The organism is Streptomyces sp. NPDC015220 (assembly GCF_043079345.1).
In the GTDB taxonomy this organism is placed as follows: domain Bacteria; phylum Actinomycetota; class Actinomycetes; order Streptomycetales; family Streptomycetaceae; genus Streptomyces.
The window spans coordinates 121,706-142,681 of sequence record NZ_JBIBUK010000007.1 but is presented as its reverse complement, the minus strand read 5'-3'; the positions used below and the strand labels follow the sequence as shown (position 1 = coordinate 142,681).

Sequence of the window (20,976 nt, the reverse complement as noted above, 5' to 3'; positions counted from 1 at the left end):
TCAGGGCTCCGTCCGCCCGGTCGCGGCCCGCAGCAGCCGCTCCGCCTCCGCACGGCGCAGCGGCACCAGCTCGTCGGTGCCGTCCGCGTCCCGGTAGGCCTCCAGCACGCTCCGCGCGCGTGCCGCCGCCCGCGCGGGACGGCCCAGGTCGGCCTCCAGCCAGGCCGCGGCGAGTTCCGCGCCGGTCCGGTCGTGCACGGCGTCCGGGCCGAGCCCGGCGAACACCGTGACGGCCCGTTCCGTACGGGACAGCGCCTCCTCGACCGCGGGCCCCGCCGTGCCCCCCGGCGCGGACCGGGCCAGCAGATCGCCGAACTGCTGGTGGCTGTGGCCGAGTTCACCGGTGAGCCGGGCCCGTGCCGGCTCGTCGGCCGCGCCGTCCAGCGCCGCCTCGCACTCCTCGACCGCGGCCGTCATCAGCCGCCGCGCCGTCTCCCCGCCCGCCTCCTCGCGCGCCGCCAGCCAGGCGCGGGCCCGCAGCGCACGGACCAGCCCGTGCGCGTTGCCCAGCGAGCGCCACAGCTCGCCCGCGCGAGCGTAGGCGGCGTCCGCCTCGGCGTGCAGTCCCGCCTGACCCAGCGACTCCGCGGCGAGATGGGCGAGCGTCGCGTGGTCCTGCTGCTCGGGCCAGTGCCGGGCGATCCCGGCTGCCTGGAGCCGCCGTTCGGCCGCCGCGCGGTGCTCCCCGAGCTCGCTCAGGCAGTCGCCCAGCCACCACTGGGTCTGCACGACCGCCCCGTCGCCGTGCGTCCGCGCGGACAGGTCCGCCAGCGCCGACTCCAGCACCTCGGCGGCCTCCGCCCACCGCCCCAGCCGCAGCAGCAGCCCGCCGAGCTGCTGCCGCGCCCAGGCGCCGAGCGTCGGGCCCTCGCCCGCCTCGTCGGCCCAGTGCGCCGCCTCCAGCGCGTGGTCGGCCGCTTCCCGGACCCGGTCCGCACCGCCGAGCACCTCGGCCAGCTGGAGGTGCAACCGGGCCCGCCCGGTGGCCTCCAGCAACGTGCCCCCGTGCTCCAGGGCCGCCCGCAGCGCACGCTCGGCGCCGGCCGCGTCGCCGAGGTGGTGCGCGAGGGAGGCCAGCCGGGCCTCGTACTCCACCGCGTACCACGGCAGCCCCGCCTCCGCGTACTGTGCCGCCGCCCGCTCGAACAACTCCGCGGCCACCGCCGGCTCCCCGGTGCGCGCGGCGATCTCCGCGAGCATCGCCCGCGCCTCGGCCGCCCGGGCGGCGAGCCGCACGTCCTGCCCCGTCCGCCCCTCGACCAGCGCCAGCACCTCCCGCGCGGCTCCTTCCGCGGCGGACAGCACCCCGGGCGCCACCGGCCCGTCCGCCTCGTGGACCGGCCGCATCAGGATCCGGGCCCGGCCCATCACCACGGACGCCGCCTGCCGCACACCGGTGCCCTCCTCGGCGTACAGCGCGAGCACCCGCTCGTACGGCTCCTCGACCGCCGCCAGCGCCCCGGCCACGTCGCCCGCCAGCGCCCGGACGTACGCCGCGCGCGTGCGTGCCGCCAGCGCCTCGCCGGCATCGCCCGCCGCCGCGTACAGCTCGGCGGCCCGCTCGAACAACGGGACGCCCTCCGGACCCCGGTCCATCGCCTCGTGATCGGCGATCTCGGCCCGGTCCCGGTCGGTGAGCACGGCGCCGGCCACGCCTTCGGCTGCCCGGGCCACCGCCGCCCACGCCTGAACGGCGTGCGGCCGCAGCGTGTCCGACATCCGCCGCGCCTCGGCCAGCAGCGCCGGCAGGCCGGCGGCGGGCCCGGACTCCGCCGCGACGGCGGGCCGCGCCACGGGCACGGCCCGGGCGGCCGCCGGCCGCGCCCCGCGCACCCCCAGCGGCAACCGGTCCAGCAGCGGCCGCCGCGCCATCCGGGCGCGTGCCCGCCCGCCGACGTGGGAGGTTCCGTTGCGCTCGTCGAAACGGGCCGCGAGCGCCTCCACCTCGCCGCGCGCGTGGGCGGCGAGCCCGGCGGCCGTCCAGGAGCGCCCCGCCGGTCCCGGCACGGCCTGTCCGCCCAGCCCCAGCTCCACCAGGCGGTCCGTCAGCAGGGCCACCACCGCCAGGAAGTCCAGCCGGCTGCGCGGGTTCCCGGAGTCGGTGAAGTACGCCGGGCGTTCGGCCAGCAGCTCCAGACCGCGCGCCTCGTTGCCGGTCAGCGCGCAGAACTCCACGTGGTCGGCGTACGCGGCACGCATGCTCTCCATCGGCCGCACCAGCCGGAGACCCCGCAGGTGGTGGGCGCGCGCCTCCTCCGGGCGGCCCAGCCGCAACAGCGGCAGCAGCGAGGACGCGAGCACGGTGTGCGGCTCGTGGGCGCAGGAGAACTCCCCCTCCAGCACCGGCCGCCACAGCTCGACCGCCGCCGCGTCCCGGCCCCTCTCGGCCTGCCACCAGCCCTGCGCGTGCAGCTCGCACGCGTGGCAGTCGGCCATCCGGTCGCGGTCGGCGGCCAGCCACGCCGCGTACGCCCGCTCCGCCCGCGCCACGTCACCGACATGGGCCGCGACGCTGAACTCGGCGCCGCGCACCGCACGTTCGGTGTACCCGGCGAGCCGGTGGCGGCGCTCCATCTCGCCGAGCCACTTCTCCATCGACGCCAGCGGGACGTGCGGCTGGTCCACCATGCCGGCCGACATCCACTTGAAGACCCAGTGCAGCGAATGGGCCTCGTACTCGTCGAAGTCCTCGGGGTGTTCGTCCCACATGCGCAGCAGCCGCGCGAAGGGGACGAACATCCTGTCCTTCTCGGAGCTGTAGTTGTAGACCTTGAGCTGGTGCCCGAGCGCCTCGATCACGGCGAGCGGGACGTCCAGCCGCTCGGCCTCGGCGAGCAGCCGTTCCGCGTGCGCGTTGCGGGCCGGTCCCTCCGGCCGCTCGGCGTTCTCCGCCATCGCCCGGCGCAGCGAGTCGAGATCCGTGATCGAACTCATCGCCGACCGTCCTCCCCGTGGGTGGCCCACTCCAGCAGGCCGATGAAAGCGCGGTTGAGCAGCGCCGAGTCCGCGGGCCGCAGCGGGCGCTGCGCCATCAGCAGCGCCTGCCCGTACAGCGACTCGGTCGCCGTGCCGACCAGCTCCGGGTCCCCGAGCGAACTGATCCGGCGGATCAGCGGGTTGAGGTGGTTGAGGACCAGCCGCGCGCGCGGCGCGCCGCCCCGCAGCGAGCCGAGGATGCCCGCCCACAGGTCGTCGGCCTGCGCCTCGGCCTCGGCGCGGGCCTGCTCGTGCCGGGCCGCCCGGTCGTCCAGGTGCAGCGCGGGCACGGACAGCGGGTGGAAGGCGCGCAGGACGACGTCGCAGCCCAACGGGTCGAGTTTCGCCCGCGCGGCCGCCAGGAAGCCCGACAGGGCCAGCTCCTCGGCCGGATCGACGGCGTCGAGGTGCGCGGTCACGGTGTCCGCGTCCAGTTCGGCGACCGCCGTCCCGGGCCGCACCGAGGGCAGCGCCTCCACCAGCTCGCTGTCGTAGGTGTAGCCGCCGTTGACGACGCCGATGCCCTGCGCGGAGGCGATCGCCGCGACCTGCCGGTACTCCTCCACCGTCCGCGTGAAGTGCACCACCGGGTGCCGCTGCGCGAACTCCTCCAGGGACAGCCGTCCGTCGGTGGTCTCGAACGGCAGCCACGGCAGCATCGTGCGCAGCATCTCCGCGTCGTGCCGGGCCAGCGACTTCACCCCCAGGTGGTGCACCGACAGGAAGGCGGCCAGCCGCTCCGGATCGCCGGCCGCGAGGGAGGTCAGCCAGGACCGGATCCGTTCCCCCAGCGCCTCCCGTACGGCCGCCAGCGTCTCGTCCTCGTACAGCGACTCGCGCGAGGCGGTGGGCCGCAGGCTGTCGGTGTCGAGCACGCAGCGGACGAAGAACGCCCAGTCGGGCAGCAGCTGTTCGGCCCGCTCGGTCAGCAGCATGCCCTTCAGGTGCACCCGGTGGCCCGCCCGCTGCGCCGGGCTGACCGCCGCCGGCAGCACGTACGCCACGCCGCGGATCCCGGCCAGCGGCACGTCCAGGTCGACGCAGTCCAGCGGGGTGAACCCGAACAGGCCGTGGCAGTGCCGGGCCAGCGCGACCCGGCGGGCGGCGGGCGAGGGGTGGAGCCGGTCCCAGGGCGCCGGCAGATCGGTGACGGCCTCCTCGCCCACCCGCACGTCGTAGGGCAGCAGCGAGCCGAAGTCCCGCGCCAGCGCGAGGACCCGCTGCTCGGACAGCCACTCGCCGGCCCCGGCCCGCGCCGTCAGGTGCACGGTGGTGCCGGGCTCCGGGCGGGCGGCGTCCGGCAGGGTCCGCACGGTGTACGAGCCGTCGTCGCGCGCCGTCCACTCCACCGGCGGCGCCTGCGGGGTACGGGCACTGCGGCTGACCACCCTGATCCGCTCGGCGACCACGAAGCAGGCCAGCAGGCCGATGCCGAACTGGCCGAGGAAGTCCGAGCGGGCCTCCTGCAGCCCCTCGGCCCGTTTGGAGCTGCGGCCGATGGTCGCCAGCAGCTCGTGCACGTCGGACTCGGTGAGACCGACGCCGGTGTCCTCCACGCGCAGGGTGCCGCCGTCGGCGTGCAGCCGCACCAGGGCGGGGGCGTCCGGCTCCGTGGCGCGCCGGGCCGTGACGGCGTCCACGGCGTTCTGCAGCAGCTCGCGCAGGTAGACCTTGGGACTGGAGTACAGGTGGTGCGAGAGCAGGTCCACCAGACCGCGCAGGTCGACCTGGAACGTGTGGGCGGACGGAAAGCCTTGGGCTGATGACTGTGAGGTCTGGGAGTCCATCGTCGCAGCGCGGCCGGTGGGACTTCGCGGCGGCGCGGGGTCGGGCGGCACCGGCGGGGGCGGTGGACCGCGAAGGAAGGTCCGGAGCGCGTCATCCTAGGGCCCGGACGACCGGGCCGACCAGGGGTTTCCGGGCACGTATACGGCGATGTCGGCGGCGTGGTGTGCAATGGATGGCGTGCCCGCACTGCGAGAACCACTGCAACAGCCGCTGAAGTCGGTGCTCGGCCCCGCCACCGCGAAGGTGATGGCCGAGCACCTCGGCCTGCGCACCGTCGGCGACCTCCTCCACCACTATCCGCGCAAGTACGAGGAGCGGGGCCGGCTCACCCACCTCGCCGACCTCCCCATGGACGAACACGTCACGGTGGTCGCCCAGGTCGCCGACGCCCGCCTGCACACCTTCGCCTCCTCCCGGGCCCCCCGGGGCAAGGGCCAGCGCCTGGAGGTGACGATCACCGACGGCAGCGGCCGGCTCCAGCTGGTCTTCTTCGGCAACGGCGTGCACAAGCCCCACAAGGAGCTGCTGCCGGGCACCCGCGCGATGTTCGCGGGCAAGGTCTCCGTGTTCAACCGGCGGCTCCAGCTGGCCCACCCGGCCTACGAGCTGTTGCAGGGGGAGGCGGGGGAGACGGTCGAGTCCTGGGCCGGCGCCCTCATCCCCCTGTACCCGGCCACCGCGAAGATGGAGTCCTGGAAGATCGCCAAGGCGGTCCAGACCGTCCTGCCCAGCGCCCGGGAGGCCGTCGACCCGCTCCCCGAGTCGCTGCGGGCCGGCCGCGGCCTGGACCCGCTCCCCGAGGCCCTGCTCAAGATCCACCGCCCGCAGACCAAGGCGGACGTCGCCGACGCCCAGGCCCGGCTGAAGTGGGACGAGGCGTTCGTCCTCCAGGTCGCCCTGGCCCGGCGCCGGCACGCCGACGCGCAACTGCCCGCCGTCGCGCGCGCACCCCGCCCCGACGGCCTTCTCGCGGCCTTCGACGACCGCCTCCCCTTCACCCTCACCGAGGGGCAGCGGAAGGTCTCCGGCGAGATCTTCGCCGACCTGGCGACCGAGCACCCGATGCACCGGCTGCTCCAGGGAGAGGTGGGCAGCGGGAAGACCCTGGTGGCCCTGCGCGCCATGCTCGCCGTCGTGGACGCCGGCGGACAGGCCGCGATGCTCGCGCCCACCGAGGTGCTGGCCCAGCAGCACCACCGGTCGGTCACGGAGATGATGGGGGAGCTGGCCGAGGGGGGTCTGCTGGGCGGGGCGGAGGACGCCACCAAGGTGGTGCTGCTCACCGGGTCGATGGGCGCCGCCGCCCGCCGCCAGGCCCTGCTCGACCTCGTCACCGGCGAGGCGGGCATCGTGATCGGCACGCACGCGCTGATCGAGGACAAGGTCCAGTTCCACGACCTCGGACTGGTCGTCGTCGACGAGCAGCACCGCTTCGGCGTCGAACAGCGCGACGCACTGCGCGGCAAGGGCAAGCAGCCCCCGCACCTGCTGGTCATGACCGCCACTCCGATCCCGCGCACGGTCGCGATGACCGTCTTCGGCGACCTGGAGACCTCCGTCCTGGACCAGCTGCCCGCCGGACGCTCGCCCATCGCCAGCCATGTCGTCCCGGCCGCCGACAAGCCGCACTTCCTCGCCCGGGCCTGGGAGCGGGTGCGCGAGGAGGTGGCGAAGGGACACCAGGCGTACGTCGTCTGCCCGCGCATCGGCGACGAGGAGGACGCCCCGGGGAAGGGCGCCGGGAAGAAGTCCCCCGAATCCGGCGAGGCGGCCGACAAGCGCCCGCCGCTCGCCGTGCTCGACGTGGCCGATCAGCTGGCGAAGGGCCCCCTGAACGGGCTCGGGGTGGAAGTGCTGCACGGCCGCATGCCGCCCGACGACAAGGACGCGGTCATGCGCCGCTTCGCCGCCGGGGACACCGACGTCCTGGTCGCCACCACGGTCATCGAGGTCGGCGTCAACGTCCCGAACGCCACGGTGATGGTGATCACCGACGCCGACCGCTTCGGCGTCTCCCAGCTCCACCAGCTGCGCGGCCGCGTCGGCCGCGGCTCGGCGCCCGGCCTGTGCCTGCTGGTCACCGAGATGCCCGAGGCGAGCGCGGCACGCCAGCGGCTGAACGCGGTGGCGGCCACCCTCGACGGCTTCGAGCTGTCCCGCATCGACCTCGAACAGCGCCGCGAGGGCGACGTCCTCGGCCAGGCCCAGTCCGGGGCCCGTTCCAGCCTGCGGGTGCTCGCCGTCATCGACGACGAGGAGATCATCGCCGAGGCCCGCGCGGAGGCCGCCGCGGTGGTGGCCGCCGACCCGGACCTGGAGCGCCTGCCGGGGCTGCGCACGGCCCTGGACGCCCTGCTGGACGAGGAGCGGGAGCAGTACCTGGAGAAGGGCTGACAGACTGGGAGGCGGCCGGCGGCCGGGCCGCACCGGCGGCCGCGCCCCACCGACCGCTTCCACCGCATCGACAAGGACCCAAGGACATGACCCGCGTGATCGCCGGCCGGGCCGGTGGACGCCGTTTCGCCGTACCCCCGGGCAACGGGACCCGGCCCACCTCCGACCGGGCGCGCGAGGGCCTGTTCTCCACCTGGCAGTCCCTCCTCGGCGGACCGCTCGACGGCGAGCGGGTCCTCGACCTGTACGCCGGCTCCGGCGCCGTCGGCCTGGAGGCGCTGTCCCGCGGCGCCGGACACACCCTGCTCGTCGAGGCCGACGCCCGCGCGGCCCGCACCGTCCGGGAGAACGTCAAGTCGCTGGGCCTGCCCGGCGCCGAGGTGCGGGCGGGCAGGGCGGAGCAGATCGTCCAGTCGCCGCCGTCGGCCGAACCCTACGACCTCGTCTTCCTCGACCCGCCGTACGCCGTCACCGACGACGATCTTCGCGAGATTCTGCTCACACTCCGCTCGCAGGGGTGGCTCGCGGAGGAAGCCCTCGTCACCGTGGAGCGCAGCACCAGAGGCGGTGAATTCGGCTGGCCGGACGGCTTCGACGCGATCCGGGCCCGTCGCTACGGCGAGGGAACGTTTTGGTACGGTCGCGCCGCCTCTACGTGCGAAGACGCACGATGACCGGACCGGAGAGCGAGGGATCTCAAGTGCGCCGCGCCGTCTGTCCCGGGTCGTTCGACCCGATCACCAACGGACACCTCGACATCATTGCCCGCGCCTCCCGCCTGTACGACGAGGTCTACGTGGCGGTGATGATCAACCAGTCCAAGAAGGGCCTGTTCGAGATCGAGGAGCGGATCGACCTCATCCGGCAGGTCACCGCCGACTACGGCAACGTCCGCGTCGAGGCCTTCCACGGCCTCCTCGTCGACTTCTGCAAGCAGCGCGACATCCCCGCGATCGTCAAGGGGCTGCGCGCCGTCAGCGACTTCGACTACGAACTCCAGATGGCCCAGATGAACAACGGCCTCTCCGGCGTCGAGACGCTCTTCGTGCCCACCAACCCCACCTACAGCTTCCTGTCCTCCTCCCTGGTCAAGGAGGTCGCGGCATGGGGCGGCGACGTCGCCCACCTGGTGCCGCCGCAGGTCCTCGAAGCCCTCACCGGGCGGCTGCGGAAGGACTGACCCGCTGACGGGCCGTCACCCGCTGTCCCGGGCCCGCCGCATGGCCGTACAGTCGTCCCGTCCGTTACCCGCACATCGGTAGAGAGTGGCGAGCACACCGTGGACGTGCAGAAGAAGCTCGACGAGATCGTGACCACGGTCTCCGGCGCCCGGTCCATGCCCATGTCGGCGTCGTGCGTGGTCAACCGCGCCGATCTGCTCGCGCTGCTCGAAGAGGTGCGCCAGGCGCTGCCCGGCTCGCTGGCGCAGGCCCAGGAACTGATCGGCGACCGTGAGCAGATGGTCGAGGAGGCCCGGCGCGAGGCCGAGCGGATCATCGAGTCGGCGCGCGCCGAGCGCGGCTCGCTGGTCTCCGGCACCGAGGTCGCCCGCCGCTCCCAGGCCGAGGCCGACCGGATCCTCGACGAGGCCCGCCGGGAGGCCGAGGAGGTCCGGGCCGAGGCCGACGACTACGTCGACTCCAAGCTCGCCAACTTCGAGGTGGTCCTCACCAAGACCCTCGGCTCGGTCGGCCGCGGCCGGGAGAAGCTGCTGGGCACCGGCCCCGGCCTGAACGAGAACGGCTACGAGGACGAGGACGCCCCCGAGCGCAGCCACGACCCGGAGACCCTGCGCCGCGACGCCGACGCCTACGTCGACGCCAAGCTGGGCGCCTTCGAGGCGGTCCTGGCCAAGACCCTGGAGGCCGTCGGCCGCGGCCGGCAGAAGCTGCACGGGCGGATCGCCACCGACGACCTCGGCGCCCTCGCCGACGACACCACCACCTTCCAGCACTCCAGCGACGCCGACTACCTCGCCGACCTCGCCGCCCTCGCGGACGCCCCGTCGGCCCCGGTGACCCGGGCGGCGCGGACGGCCCCGGCCGCCGAGCCGCCGGCCCTGCCGCAGCAGTCGCCGTACGAACCGCAGCCGGCCTACGACTACCAGCAGCCCGCGCAGAGCGACCCCTACGGGGGGTACCAGCCGGGCTACGGCGACGGGCAGGACCCGTACGGCTACCAGCAGCCCGACCCCTACGCCTACCAGGGCTACGACGCCCAGCAGCCGGGCGCCTACGACCCGAACCAGGGGCAGCAGACGCAACAGCCCCAGCAGCAGTCACAGCAGCCCCAACAGTCCCAGCAGGGCTACGCCCTGGACGAGACCAGCCTCTTCGACACCAGCATGATCAGCGCCGAGCAGCTGCGGGCGTACGAACAGGGCCGCGGCCTGTAGGACGGACCTGCCCCCGGGCGCCTCGGCGCCGCCGGGAGCCGGCCCGCGACCCCGCTGCCGGCGGCCGGATTGGGCCGGGAGCGAAAGGTCCAGTATCCTGGCCCTTCGGTCGCGCATACGTCCGTGATCAGCGCTGCCCGGGAACACCACCGGGCCGGCGTCCCCCCTAGCTCGGAGACCGAAAGCAGGAATGGCTCAGAACGCCCGCCTCGACCACCGCAACCCACTCGTGTTCGACACACATGAGCTGGGGCGGCGTCCTGGTGCGCTGCAGCGCCTGACCCGCACGGTGACCGCTCCCCGGGACCTCGGTGTCGCGGGAGTGATCGGAGTGCCGGAAGGCGCCCCGGTCGAGCTCGAACTCCGGCTCGAGTCGGTCATGGAAGGTGTGCTCGTCACAGGCACCGCCCGTGCACAGGCCGAGGGGGAGTGCGTAAGGTGTCTGGAGCCGGTCGAGCTGGAGCTCGAAGCGGACTTCCAGGAGATGTTCTCGTACCCTGACGCCGACGACCGGGGCCGTGTGATCGCGGAACCGGGCGACGACGCCGAGGACGACGAGGACAGGCTCTTCCTCGAGGACGGGATGTTCGACCTCGAACCTCTGCTGCGCGATGCGGTGGTGCTCGCACTGCCGATGCAGCCGGTGTGCCAGGAAGACTGTCCGGGCCTGTGCTCCGAGTGCGGAGCCCGGCTCGCGGACGACCCGGACCACCACCACGACGCCGTCGACATACGTTGGGCGGCTTTGCAGGGACTCGCCGGCACCATGAAGGACGGCGAGAAGGACGAGATGAGCGGCGCCGAAGCGGGCGTCGACGAGAAGCAGGAGAAGTAGCCGTGGCTGTTCCGAAGCGGAAGATGTCGCGCAGCAACACGCGCCACCGCCGGTCGCAGTGGAAGGCTGCGGTCCCCACCCTGGTTGCGTGCGAGCGCTGCCACGAGCCCAAGCAGCAGCACATCGCGTGCCCGTCTTGTGGCACCTACAACAAGCGCCAGGTCCTCGAGGTCTGAGCGGCTGGTGAGAGGCACCGTGTCCACTGCCAAGAAGGCGGCTGACGCCAAGGCGGAACCGTCCGCCAGGAAGAAGTCGGACAACACGGCCTCGTCCCACACGCTTCTGGAAGGGCGGCTCGGCTACAAGCTCGAGTCCGCCCTTCTGGTGCGCGCGCTGACCCACCGTTCCTACGCGTACGAGAACGGCGGTCTGCCGACGAACGAGCGGCTGGAGTTCCTCGGTGACTCCGTCCTCGGCCTCGTCGTCACGGACACGCTGTACCGCACCCACCCCGACCTGCCCGAAGGCCAACTGGCCAAGCTGCGGGCCGCGGTGGTCAACTCGCGTGCGCTGGCGGAAGTGGGCCGCGGGCTCGATCTGGGCTCCTTCATCCGGCTCGGCCGCGGTGAAGAGGGAACGGGCGGCCGGGACAAGGCGTCCATCCTCGCCGACACCCTGGAAGCGGTGATCGGCGCGGTCTATCTCGACCAGGGCCTCGACGCGGCGTCCGAACTGGTGCACCGCCTGTTCGACCCGCTGATCGAGAAGTCCTCCAACCTCGGAGCCGGCCTGGACTGGAAGACGTCCCTCCAGGAGCTCACCGCGATCGAGGCACTCGGCGTCCCCGAGTACCTGGTCACGGAGACCGGCCCCGACCACGAGAAGACCTTCACTGCTGCCGCCCGCGTCGGAGGCGTCTCGTACGGCACCGGCACCGGCCGCAGCAAGAAGGAGGCGGAGCAGCAGGCCGCCGAGTCCGCGTGGCGCGCCATCAAGGCCGCGGCGGACGAGCGTGCCGAGGCGGCCCGGGCCACCGGGACGGCCGAGGACGCCACCGGCGCCGGTGAGGCACCGGCCTCCGCCTGAACCGGAGCACCACCCGAGCGCCCGCCCCTCACCCGGGGGCGGGCGCTCGGTCCGTGTCCCCTACAGTTCATGTGTCAGCGCGGTCCAGGTGTCGGCGGCCGCGGAAGTGAGTGCGGGAGAGTCATGCCCGAGTTGCCCGAGGTCGAGGTCGTACGGCGTGGCCTGGAGCGGTGGGTCGCCCACCGCACCGTCGCCGACGTGGCGGTGCTGCACCCGCGCGCGGTCCGGCGCCACCTCGCCGGCCCGGACGACTTCGCGCACCGCCTCCTGGGCCACCGGCTGGGCACGCCCGCCCGCCGCGGCAAGTACCTGTGGCTGCCGCTGGAGGACAGCGGCGAGGCGATCCTGGCCCACCTCGGCATGAGCGGCCAGCTGCTGGTCCAGCCGCGGGCGGCCGCCACCGAGAAGCACCTGCGCATCCGGGTCCGCTTCGCCGACGAGCAGGACACCGAACTCCGCTTCGTCGACCAGCGCACCTTCGGCGGCCTCTCGCTGCACGACACCACCTCCGACGGCCTGCCCGACGTCATCGCGCACATCGCCCGGGACCCCCTCGACCCGCTCTTCGACGACGAGGCCTTCCACCAGGCGCTGCGCCGCAAGCGCACCACCATCAAACGCGCCCTGCTCGACCAGTCGCTGATCAGCGGCGTCGGCAACATCTACGCGGACGAGGCGCTGTGGCGGGCACGCCTGCACTACGAGCGCCCCACCGCCACCTTCACCCGCCCGCGCACGGCCGAACTCCTCACCCACGTCAGGGACGTGATGAACGAGGCGCTCGCCGTCGGCGGCACCAGCTTCGACAGCCTGTACGTCAACGTGAACGGCGAGTCCGGCTACTTCGACCGCTCCCTCGACGCCTACGGCCGCGAGGGCCTGCCCTGCCGCCGCTGCGCCACCCCGATGCGCCGCCGCCCCTGGATGAACCGCTCCAGCCACTACTGCCCCAGGTGCCAGCGGGCCCCACGGCTGCCCGCCGCCTGATCCCAGGTGGGCCTGTACGACGAACCCGGCCGGACCTTCCGGGCGCCGCCCGCGTGGGTTCCCGAGATCGCCGGCGACCTGTCCAGCGCCGACATGGACTTCACGGAGTTCGCGGACGCCGCCGACGGGTCGGGGACGTACCGCGGTCTCGGCGACGAGTGAGGAGGCCGGCGTGGGGCTCCGCGCGGAGGCCGCCGATCAGCCCCGTCGGGCGTCGTAGCGCTCGCGGGAGGCGAGCACGTCGTCCATCCGGTCCTCGACGCAGTGGATGAGGGCCAGCAGGCGCTCGGCGACCTCGTGGCCCAGCGGGGTCAGCTCGTAGTCCACGCGCGGCGGGTTCGTCGGCTGCGCCTCGCGGTGCACCAGACCGTCCCGCTCCAGTGCTTGCAGGGTCTGGGACAGCATCTTCTCGCTCACCCCGTCGACCCGGCGGCGCAGCTCGTTGAAACGGAGCGAGCCCTGGTGCAGTGCCCCGACGGTGAGCGAGCCCCAGCGCCCCGTGACGTGCTCCAGCGTGCCGCGCGAGGGGCAGGCCTTGGCGAACACGTCGTACGGAAGGTCCTGTTCCGCGGCGCCCTGCTGTGTGCTGCTCATGGCCATGAGCGTACGTGAGCACAGCACCGGCCGACAGATTGCGCTAACCGTGGGTTAGTGCGATGAGGGCCGTCGGTCGTCGGCGCCGGCCGTCTTCGAGCGGCTTCCGGCGTGCCTCGGGACGGTCCGGGCGGATCGGGCCGGACGGGTCGGGGGGGCGGACGGGTCAGGCCGGACGCGGCTGGGGCCGGTGGCCGGCGATCACGGGGCCGGCGTCCTTCCCGGCCGGCTCGGAAGCGTGATCGTTCCGCGATGGGGGGCGGCGACCAGAGCGGCGTGATCGCGCCATGCCCGTCGGATCGCGCGGCCCGTGGGTCTGCTTGTCGTGGCCGATGCGCGCCCCGCCCCCCACCCCGCGCCCGGCGTGCGCCCTGGGCCGAGGTGGTCAACCCTGCTCACACGATCGAGTGGGTTTCATGTGAGGTTCTTCGGGTGGAGCCGTGTCGCGCGGCGTCGGGGGCGGAAGTGCCCGGAGGGACGCCGCCCGGTTAGGTTGCAGTCATGAGCGAGGATGTTCGACTGGTCGCCTGGGTGCGTGGACACGTCCAGGGCGTGGGTTTCCGCTGGTTCACGAGGGCCACGGCGCTGGAGATCGGAGGCCTGAGGGGCTTCGCCCTCAACCTCGGCGACGGACGCGTGCAGGTCGTCGCCGAGGGCACGCGGGAGGCCTGCCAGAAGCTCCTCGACTGGCTGCAAGGTGCCGACACGCCCGGGCGTGTGGACGGCGTCACCGAGATCTGGGACACACCGCGCGGGGGCTACGAGGGCTTCGCCGTCCGCTGAGCCGGCCCGGCGCCGTCGTCGGACGGCCGCCGGGAAATCCGCCCCCGGTGCCCGCCCGAGGGCAAAAGAGCAGGTGGTCGCGGAGAAACGCTTGCCGCCGCGGGTTCCGCACGGCAGGATGATCGCCACGCCCCGAGGGGCCCGCTGGAGTCGCAGCGCCACCTTTTGCGGTCGCGCGCCCCCGGGACGCCCGTCGACACGGGGTGTGATCGTGTTGACCGTCAAACTTTTTGGTGAGACGCTGAAAGCCCGCGCACCTTAGCTGTTTGGCATGGATGAACGGCAGCAAAACTCAACAGTGCCAAGCACCGCGGGTGCGAATCCCTCACGACCCACACCGCTTCGGTCGGTCACTCAGTGTGGAGGACCATCCATCATGGCAAAGGCGCTTCTCGGTTACGTCGGCGGCTCCGACCCGCGACTCCTCGCCGAGATGCGACGGCTCCAGCAGCGCGTCCAGGACCTGGAATCCGAGCTCGGTCGGATCCAGGCGGAGAACGAGGCGCTGACGGCTGCCGCTTCTCACGACAGGATCATGGAGCGTGTCGACGCACACCAGGCGGAGCCTGCGCTCACCTGATCACTGCATCGCACAACGACACAGTGGTTGGGCCGCCCGTATCAACCGCTCAGCTGTCAGAGTTGCAAGGGACGCTTCGGCGTCCCTTCTTTCTTCACCCCGCCCCGGTATCGCCCCCGCGCATCCTTTCACTGTCTTCAACATCTGGTGTGCCCTGCATGTTCACGGGTGAAACCGCGCGGCCAGGAGGGTTCGTGGAGAGGGGCGACAGCGGCGGGTAGAGTCCCACGGCGTGCACCTCAAGGCCCTGACCCTGCGCGGGTTCAAGTCGTTCGCCTCGGCGACCACGCTCCGGTTCGAACCGGGGATCACGTGCGTGGTCGGCCCGAACGGCTCGGGCAAGTCCAACGTCGTGGACGCGCTCAGCTGGGTCATGGGCGAGCAGGGCGCCAAGTCGCTGCGCGGCGGCAAGATGGAGGACGTCATCTTCGCCGGCACCACCGGCCGGCCGCCGCTCGGCCGCGCCGAGGTGTCCCTGACCATCGACAACTCCGACGGCGCCCTGCCCATCGAGTACACCGAGGTCACCATCACGCGGATCATGTTCCGCAACGGCGGCAGCGAGTACCAGATCAACGGCGACACCTGCCGCCTCCTCGACATCCAGGAACTGCTGTCCGACTCCGGCATCGGCCGCGAGATGCACGTCATCGTCGGCCAGGGGCAGCTCGACTCCGTCCTGCACGCCGACCCGGCCGGCCGTCGCGCCTTCATCGAGGAGGCGGCGGGCGTCCTCAAACACCGCAGGCGCAAGGAGAAGGCGCTCCGCAAGCTCGACTCGATGCAGGCCAACCTCTCCCGCGTCCAGGACCTCACCGACGAACTGCGCCGCCAGCTCAAACCGCTGGGCCGGCAGGCGGCGGTCGCGCGGCGGGCGGCCGTCATCCAGGCCGACCTGCGCGACGCCCGCCTGCGCCTCCTCGCCGACGACCTCGTACGCCTCCGGGAGGCGCTGAGGGCGGAGATCGCCGACGAGGCCGCCCTGAAGGAACGCAAGGAGGCCGCCGAGCGGGAACTGGGGAAGGCCCTCCAGCGCGAGGCACTGCTGGAGGACGAGGTACGCCGGCTCGTCCCTCGCCTCCAGCGAGCCCAGCACACCTGGTACGAACTGTCCCAGCTCGCCGAACGCGTCCGCGGCACGGTCTCACTCGCCGACGCCCGGGTGAAGAGCGCCACCTCCGCCCCCGCCGAGGAACGGCGCGGCCGCGAGCCCGAGGACCTGGAGCGCGAGGCCGCCCGCGTCCGTGAACAGGAGGCCGAACTCGAGGCCGCCCTGGAGGCGGCCCAGCGGGCACTGGACGACACCGCGGCCCACCGCGCCGAACTGGAACGCGAACTCGCCGCCGAGGAACGCCGCCTGAAGGACGCCGCCCGCGCCATCGCCGACCGCCGCGAGGGCCTGGCCCGGCTGGCCGGCCAGGTGAACGCCGCCCGCTCCCGCGCCGCCTCCGCCCAGGCCGAGATCGACCGCCTGGCCGCCGCCCGCGACGAGGCCCGGGAGCGCGCCGTGCACGCCCAGGAGGAGTACGAGGCGCTGAAGGCCGAGGTCGACGGCCTGGACGCGGGCGAGGACGAACTCGCCGAGCGGCACGAGGCGGCCAGGGCGGCGCTCGCCGAGGCCGAGGCCACGCTCACCGCCGCCCGCGAGACGGCCACCGCCACCGAACGCGAACGCGCGGCGACCCGGGCCCGGCACGACGCCCTCGCCCTGGGCCTGCGCCGCAAGGACGGCACCGGCGCGCTGCTCGAGGCGACGGACCGCCTCACCGGCCTGCTGGGCCCGGCGGCCGAACTCCTGACGGTCGCCCCAGGCCACGAGACCGCCCTCGCCACGGCCTTCGGCGCGGCCGCCGACGCGCTGGCCGTGGCCACCCCCGCCGCCGCGGCCGACGCCCTGCGCCTGCTGCGCAAACAGGACGCGGGCCGCGCCGCGCTGCTGCTCGCGGGGGCCCCGGAGGACTCCGGCCCCGCGGCCGGCGCCGGCGACCCGGCCGGCGCACCGGGCGGAGCCCGGCCCGGGCCGGCCGAGGGCCGCACCGCCGCGGTGACCGCTCGGGGAGCCGGCGCGGACGCGGCCGGTGAGGACGACGGCGCCGGCGGTGCGAGCGGTGGCGGCGGGCACCCCTTCGCCGCCGACCTCGTCAGCGGTCCCGCCGAACTCATGCCCGCCGTGCGCAGACTGCTGCGCGGCATCGTCGTCGTCGGCACCCTCGAGGACGCCGAGGACCTCGTCCGTGCGCGCCCCCGCCTCACCGCCGTCACCGCCGAGGGCGACCTGCTCGCCGCGCACTTCGCACAGGGCGGGTCGGCCGGCGCGCCCAGTCTGCTGGAGGTACAGGCCTCCGTCGACGAGGCCGCCGCCGAGTTGGCGGAACTCGCCGTGCGGTGCCAGGAGTCGGCGGACGCCCAGCAGCGGGCCGCGGAGCGCCGCACGGAGTGCGCCACGCTGGTCGAGGAACTGGGGGAGCGGCGGCGGGCAGCCGACCGGGAGAAGTCCGCGGTCGCCCAGCAGCTGGGACGGCTCGCCGGGCAGGCGCGCGGCGCCGCGGGGGAGGCCGAACGCTCCACGGCCGCCGCCGCCCGCGCCCAGGACGCGCTCGACCGGGCCCTTCAGGAAGTGGCGGAACTCGCCGAACGGCTCGCCGTCGCCGAGGAGATGCCGATCGAGGAGGAGCCCGACACCTCGGTGCGCGACCGACTGGCCGCCGACGGGGCCAACGCCCGGCAGACCGAGATGGAGGCCCGTCTCCAGGTCCGAACGCACGAGGAACGGGTCAAGGGACTGGCCGGCCGGGCCGACTCCCTGGACCGGGCCGCCCGCGCCGAACGCGAGGCACGCGCGCGTGCCGAGCAGCGACGCGCCCGGCTGCGCCACGAGGCGGCCGTCGCCGGGGCCGTCGCCTCCGGCGCCCGGCAGTTGCTGGCGCACGTCGAGGTCTCGCTCGCCCGCGCCGAACGGGAGCGGGCCGCCGCCGAGGCGGCCAAGGACCTCCGTGAGCGTGAGCTGACCGCCGCCCGCGCCGAAGGACGCGATCTCAAGGGCGAACTCGACAAGCTGACCGACTCCGTGCACCGGGGCGAGGTGCTCGGCGCCGAGAAGCGGCTGCGCATAGAGCAGCTGGAGACCAGGGCGCTGGAGGAGCTCGGCGTGGAGCCGGCCGGTCTGGTGGCGGAGTACGGACCGCACCAGCCCGTGCCGCCCTCGCTCCCCGCCGAGGGCGAGGAGCTGCCCGAGGAAGCGGACCACCCCCGCAACCGGCCCCGGCCCTTCGTCCGGGCCGAGCAGGAGAAGCGGCTCAGGGCCGCCGAACGCGCCTACCAGCAGCTCGGCAAGGTCAACCCGCTGGCGCTGGAGGAGTTCGCGGCGCTGGAGGAGCGCCACAAGTTCCTCAGCGAACAGCTCGAGGACCTGAAGAAGACCCGCGCCGATCTGCTCCAGGTCGTCAAGGAGGTCGACGAGCGTGTCGAGCGGGTCTTCACCGAGGCCTACCGGGACACCGCGCGCGAGTTCGAGGGCGTCTTCGGCCGGCTCTTCCCGGGCGGCGAGGGACGGCTCGTGCTGACCGACCCCGACAACATGCTCACCACGGGCGTGGACGTCGAGGCGCGCCCGCCGGGCAAGAAGGTCAAGCGGCTGTCCCTGCTGTCCGGCGGCGAGCGGTCGCTGACCGCCGTCGCCCTGCTGGTGTCGATCTTCAAGGCCCGGCCGAGCCCGTTCTACGTCATGGACGAGGTCGAGGCCGCCCTCGACGACACCAACCTCCAGCGACTGATCCGGATCATGCAGGAGTTGCAGGAGGCCTCCCAGCTGATCGTGATCACGCACCAGAAGCGCACCATGGAGGTCGCCGACGCGCTCTACGGCGTCTCCATGCAGGGCGACGGTGTGTCCAAGGTCATCAGCCAGCGCCTGCGCTAGTTCTCGTACCTGATCCGGCGATGCCGTCGGACCCCTGACGCCGGGCCCCCTGACGCCGGGCCCGCGACGCCGGGCCCGCGACGCCGGGCCCGCGACGCCGGCCTGTGACGTCTGGCACCACGCCGCCCCGACGCGGCCGTCGACCTCTCGCGCGCCGAGCCGTGCGAGAGGCCGTCGCCCCGGCCGCCCCGAGCCCTGCCGCGGCCTGCTCCGCCTCCTCCGGGCCCCGCCGAACTGCCACCGCCCGCCCTCGGGCCCCGCGCGATCGGGCGCTCGCGTGCGCGCGTGACTTCGGGGTAGACGGAGCATGTCCGATACTTGATTTCAATACTTGAACGCAAGCTCGCCACGCGGGTGGAGCAAACTCACAGCGGAGGAACTATTGACTTCGGAAATTGAAGGCATAGTCTCTGCAACGTTGCTTTTACCTTCAGGTCCTCGCGACCGGAGGCCTGAACCCCCACCCCGGCAGCGTTGCCGGAGTGCCCGAGGAGTACACGTGACCAGCACAGCGCAGGCACCCAGGCCAGGAGCCGGTACGGCTCACCCCGATCATCTCGGGCATGTCATCTTCATCGCCGCGGCGGCGGCCATGGGCGGTTTCCTCTTCGGCTACGACAGCTCCGTGATCAACGGCGCCGTCGAGGCCATCCGGGACCGCTACGACATCGGCCCCGCCGCGCTGGCCCAGGTCATCGCCATCGCCCTGATCGGGTGCGCCATCGGCGCCGCGACCGCGGGCCGCATAGCCGACCGCATCGGCCGCATCCGCTGCATGCAGATCGCCGCGGTCCTGTTCACCATCAGCGCCGTCGGCTCGGCGCTCCCCTTCGCCCTGTGGGACCTCGCCCTCTGGCGCATCATCGGCGGCTTCGCCATCGGCATGGCCTCGGTCATCGGCCCGGCCTACATCGCCGAGGTCGCCCCGCCCGCGTACCGCGGCCGTCTCGGTTCCTTCCAGCAGGCCGCGATCGTCGTCGGCATCGCCATCTCCCAGCTGGTCAACTGGGGCCTGCTCAACGCGGCCGGCGGCGACCAGCGCGGCAAGCTGATGGGCCTGGAGGCCTGGCAGGTCATGCTCGGGGTCATGGTCGTCCCGGCCGTCCTGTACGGTCTGCTCTCCTTCGCCATCCCCGAGTCCCCGCGCTTCCTGGTCTCCGTCGGCCGCCGTGAGCGGGCCCGTGAGATCCTCGCCGAGGTCGAGGGCGAGAGCGTCGACCTCGACGCCCGGGTGACCGAGATCGAGACCGCCATGAAGCGGGAGCACAAGTCCACCTTCAAGGACCTGCTCGGCGGCGGCTTCTTCTTCAAGCCGATCGTCTGGATCGGCATCGGCCTGTCGGTCTTCCAGCAGTTCGTCGGCATCAACGTCGCGTTCTACTACTCCTCGACGCTGTGGCAGTCGGTCGGCGTCGACCCGACGCAGTCCTTCTTCTACTCGTTCACGACGTCGATCATCAACATCATCGGCACCGTGATCGCGATGATCTTCGTGGACCGCATCGGCCGCAAGCCGCTGGCCATCATCGGTTCCGTGGGCATGGTCGTCGGACTGGCCCTGGAGGCCTGGGCCTTCTCGTACCACCTGGTCGACGGCAAGCTGCCCGCCGCCCAGGGCTGGATCGCCCTGATCGCCGCCCACGTCTTCGTGCTCTTCTTCGCCCTGTCCTGGGGCGTGGTCGTCTGGGTCTTCCTCGGCGAGATGTTCCCGAACCGGCTCCGCGCCGCCGCCCTCGGTGTGGCCGCCTCCGCGCAGTGGATCGCCAACTGGGCCATCACCGCGAGCTTCCCGTCGCTGGCCGACTGGAACCTCTCCGGCACGTACCTGATCTACACCGTCTTCGCCGCGCTCTCCATCCCGTTCGTCCTGAAGTTCGTCAAGGAGACGAAGGGCAAGGCGCTGGAGGAGATGGGCTGAGCCTCCCCTGGAGGCACCTCGATCCCGAGGAGACGGGCCAATTCCCCGCTGCCCCTCTCCTCGTACTCTCCGCCGCCCCCCGGCCCGGCCACTGCCCGGACCGGGGGGCGGCTCCGTCATGAGAGGGGGCTCCGCGGCGCGGTCGTGCACGGGCGGGGCCCGGCGGTGCGGAGGGGCGGGAGTCACCGGAGTCGACGCCGGGGAGGGGCGGAGCCGGTCTCACCGGAGCCGGTCGCGTACGGGGAGGGCCACCGCAGCCACCGCAGCCACCGGGGCAACCGGAGCCGTCCGAGCCGCCGGGCGGGCCGGCGCGGGCGGGCGCGGGTCACCAGATGAGGACGCCGCCGCCGATCCGCCGGGCCCGCAGTGCCGCCGCCTCGATGTTGTCCAGGCGGCCCGCGAGTCCTTGCCGGCACTCCTCCTCCGTGAAGGGGCCCCTCAGGACGGCGGCGATCGAGCCCAGTCCGGCCCGCACGAGCCCGATCTCGCCCAGGAACTCCGGCAGCTCCTCCGTCTCCACCACCAGCCACTCCTCCCGGACCCGAGGCAGGTGGCGGGCCCCCAGCGAACGCACGGCGTCCGACCCCCACACCGTCGTCCGCCAGGACTCGGGCCCGGCCGAGTCGGAGCACCCCTCGGCCACGTCGAGCACGCGCATCCGGCCGTCCGGACCACGGACGAAGACATCCACGGACAGAGTCATGGGCCCAGTGGAGCACCTTCCGCCCCGGCCGGACGAGCGGTTATCGGCGGGGGCGGACGGGCACACGAAAGTCCCCCT

At 73.4% G+C, this 20,976-nt stretch carries 17 protein-coding genes; 13 read left to right on the top strand and 4 right to left on the bottom strand.

The annotated features are described in order from the left end of the window. Together ACF061_RS17415 and ACF061_RS17410 are read right to left on the bottom strand one after the other, a co-directional pair. The gene (locus tag ACF061_RS17415) at positions 1 to 2,934 is read right to left on the bottom strand and encodes a tetratricopeptide repeat protein (protein ID WP_392267734.1); all 2,934 of its coding nucleotides are present in this window, start codon (positions 2,932 to 2,934) and stop codon (positions 1 to 3) included. After that, positions 2,931 to 4,763 (bottom strand): HSP90 family protein, encoded by a 1,833-nt coding sequence (locus ACF061_RS17410; RefSeq protein ID WP_392267733.1) that lies wholly within the window; start codon positions 4,761 to 4,763, stop codon positions 2,931 to 2,933. The genes ACF061_RS17415 and ACF061_RS17410 overlap by 4 nt, the downstream gene beginning before the upstream one ends. Positions 4,764 to 4,932: 169 nt before the next feature. Between ACF061_RS17410 and recG the strand changes: the two genes are divergently transcribed. From recG to ACF061_RS17365, 9 genes are all read left to right on the top strand, one after another. Further along, positions 4,933 to 7,158, top strand: coding sequence for an ATP-dependent DNA helicase RecG (gene recG, locus ACF061_RS17405; protein ID WP_392267732.1), 2,226 nt, complete (start codon positions 4,933 to 4,935; stop codon positions 7,156 to 7,158). 86 nt (positions 7,159 to 7,244) lie between these two features. Further along, complete coding sequence (gene rsmD / locus ACF061_RS17400) at positions 7,245 to 7,832, top strand: 16S rRNA (guanine(966)-N(2))-methyltransferase RsmD (RefSeq protein WP_392267731.1); 588 nt, start codon at positions 7,245 to 7,247, stop codon at positions 7,830 to 7,832. Positions 7,833 to 7,858: 26 nt separating this feature from the next. Beyond that, positions 7,859 to 8,338 (top strand): pantetheine-phosphate adenylyltransferase, encoded by a 480-nt coding sequence (coaD, locus tag ACF061_RS17395; protein WP_392267730.1) that lies wholly within the window; start codon positions 7,859 to 7,861, stop codon positions 8,336 to 8,338. 99 nt (positions 8,339 to 8,437) lie between these two features. Further along, a complete protein-coding gene (locus ACF061_RS17390; RefSeq protein WP_392267729.1) occupies positions 8,438 to 9,553 on the top strand; it encodes an ATP synthase F0 subunit B in 1,116 nt (371 codons plus the stop codon). Positions 9,554 to 9,743: 190 nt separating this feature from the next. Further along, the gene (locus ACF061_RS17385) at positions 9,744 to 10,388 is read left to right on the top strand and encodes a YceD family protein (RefSeq protein WP_392267728.1); all 645 of its coding nucleotides are present in this window, start codon (positions 9,744 to 9,746) and stop codon (positions 10,386 to 10,388) included. A 2-nt stretch (positions 10,389 to 10,390) separates the two neighbouring features. After that, positions 10,391 to 10,564, top strand: coding sequence for a 50S ribosomal protein L32 (gene rpmF, locus ACF061_RS17380; protein ID WP_003951102.1), 174 nt, complete (start codon positions 10,391 to 10,393; stop codon positions 10,562 to 10,564). Between the two features lie 7 nt (positions 10,565 to 10,571). Continuing rightward, positions 10,572 to 11,414: a ribonuclease III gene (gene rnc / locus ACF061_RS17375; RefSeq protein WP_392267727.1), complete on the top strand. Its 843-nt coding sequence runs from the start codon at positions 10,572 to 10,574 to the stop codon at positions 11,412 to 11,414. A gap of 123 nt (positions 11,415 to 11,537) precedes the next feature. Further along, positions 11,538 to 12,401 carry a bifunctional DNA-formamidopyrimidine glycosylase/DNA-(apurinic or apyrimidinic site) lyase gene (gene mutM / locus ACF061_RS17370; RefSeq protein WP_392267726.1) on the top strand — a complete coding sequence of 288 codons (864 nt, stop codon included), beginning with the start codon at positions 11,538 to 11,540 and terminating at the stop codon, positions 12,399 to 12,401. 6 nt (positions 12,402 to 12,407) lie between these two features. After that, a complete protein-coding gene (locus ACF061_RS17365) occupies positions 12,408 to 12,563 on the top strand; it encodes a DUF6924 domain-containing protein (protein WP_392267725.1) in 156 nt (51 codons plus the stop codon). A 36-nt stretch (positions 12,564 to 12,599) separates the two neighbouring features. Here the strand turns inward: ACF061_RS17365 and ACF061_RS17360 are convergent, their stop codons facing one another. Continuing rightward, positions 12,600 to 12,995 (bottom strand): winged helix-turn-helix transcriptional regulator, encoded by a 396-nt coding sequence (locus ACF061_RS17360; RefSeq protein WP_392267724.1) that lies wholly within the window; start codon positions 12,993 to 12,995, stop codon positions 12,600 to 12,602. A 501-nt stretch (positions 12,996 to 13,496) separates the two neighbouring features. On the opposite strand from ACF061_RS17360, the gene ACF061_RS17355 reads away from it, so the two are divergent. The 4 genes from ACF061_RS17355 to ACF061_RS17340 all read left to right on the top strand — a co-directional run bounded on the left by ACF061_RS17355 (position 13,497) and on the right by ACF061_RS17340 (position 20,195). Continuing rightward, the gene (locus ACF061_RS17355; protein WP_392267723.1) at positions 13,497 to 13,778 is read left to right on the top strand and encodes an acylphosphatase; all 282 of its coding nucleotides are present in this window, start codon (positions 13,497 to 13,499) and stop codon (positions 13,776 to 13,778) included. Positions 13,779 to 14,154: 376 nt separating this feature from the next. Continuing rightward, positions 14,155 to 14,358 carry a hypothetical protein gene (locus ACF061_RS17350; protein WP_392267722.1) on the top strand — a complete coding sequence of 68 codons (204 nt, stop codon included), beginning with the start codon at positions 14,155 to 14,157 and terminating at the stop codon, positions 14,356 to 14,358. Positions 14,359 to 14,590: 232 nt separating this feature from the next. Continuing rightward, positions 14,591 to 18,277, top strand: a complete 3,687-nt coding sequence (locus tag ACF061_RS17345) for an AAA family ATPase (protein WP_392267721.1) — start codon at positions 14,591 to 14,593, stop codon at positions 18,275 to 18,277. 499 nt (positions 18,278 to 18,776) lie between these two features. Then, positions 18,777 to 20,195 carry a sugar porter family MFS transporter gene (locus ACF061_RS17340; protein WP_392267720.1) on the top strand — a complete coding sequence of 473 codons (1,419 nt, stop codon included), beginning with the start codon at positions 18,777 to 18,779 and terminating at the stop codon, positions 20,193 to 20,195. A gap of 325 nt (positions 20,196 to 20,520) precedes the next feature. Here the strand turns inward: ACF061_RS17340 and ACF061_RS17335 are convergent, their stop codons facing one another. Then, positions 20,521 to 20,898 (bottom strand): hypothetical protein, encoded by a 378-nt coding sequence (locus ACF061_RS17335; RefSeq protein ID WP_392267719.1) that lies wholly within the window; start codon positions 20,896 to 20,898, stop codon positions 20,521 to 20,523. Positions 20,899 to 20,976 lie beyond the last annotated feature (78 nt).

Bases quoted from the DNA above. Each gene is read 5' to 3' on its own strand.
- ACF061_RS17350 (WP_392267722.1), top strand. From the start codon at position 14,155: ATGGCAAAGGCGCTTCTCGGTTACGTCGGCGGCTCCGACCCGCGACTC.
- ACF061_RS17335 (WP_392267719.1), bottom strand. From the start codon at position 20,898: ATGACTCTGTCCGTGGATGTCTTCGTCCGTGGTCCGGACGGCCGGATG.
- ACF061_RS17355 (WP_392267723.1), top strand. From the start codon at position 13,497: ATGAGCGAGGATGTTCGACTGGTCGCCTGGGTGCGTGGACACGTCCAG.
- ACF061_RS17360 (WP_392267724.1), bottom strand. From the start codon at position 12,995: ATGAGCAGCACACAGCAGGGCGCCGCGGAACAGGACCTTCCGTACGAC.
- rsmD (WP_392267731.1), top strand. From the start codon at position 7,245: ATGACCCGCGTGATCGCCGGCCGGGCCGGTGGACGCCGTTTCGCCGTA.
- recG (WP_392267732.1), top strand. From the start codon at position 4,933: ATGGATGGCGTGCCCGCACTGCGAGAACCACTGCAACAGCCGCTGAAG.
- ACF061_RS17410 (WP_392267733.1), bottom strand. From the start codon at position 4,763: ATGGACTCCCAGACCTCACAGTCATCAGCCCAAGGCTTTCCGTCCGCC.
- mutM (WP_392267726.1), top strand. From the start codon at position 11,538: ATGCCCGAGTTGCCCGAGGTCGAGGTCGTACGGCGTGGCCTGGAGCGG.
- ACF061_RS17415 (WP_392267734.1), bottom strand. From the start codon at position 2,934: ATGAGTTCGATCACGGATCTCGACTCGCTGCGCCGGGCGATGGCGGAG.
- ACF061_RS17385 (WP_392267728.1), top strand. From the start codon at position 9,744: ATGGCTCAGAACGCCCGCCTCGACCACCGCAACCCACTCGTGTTCGAC.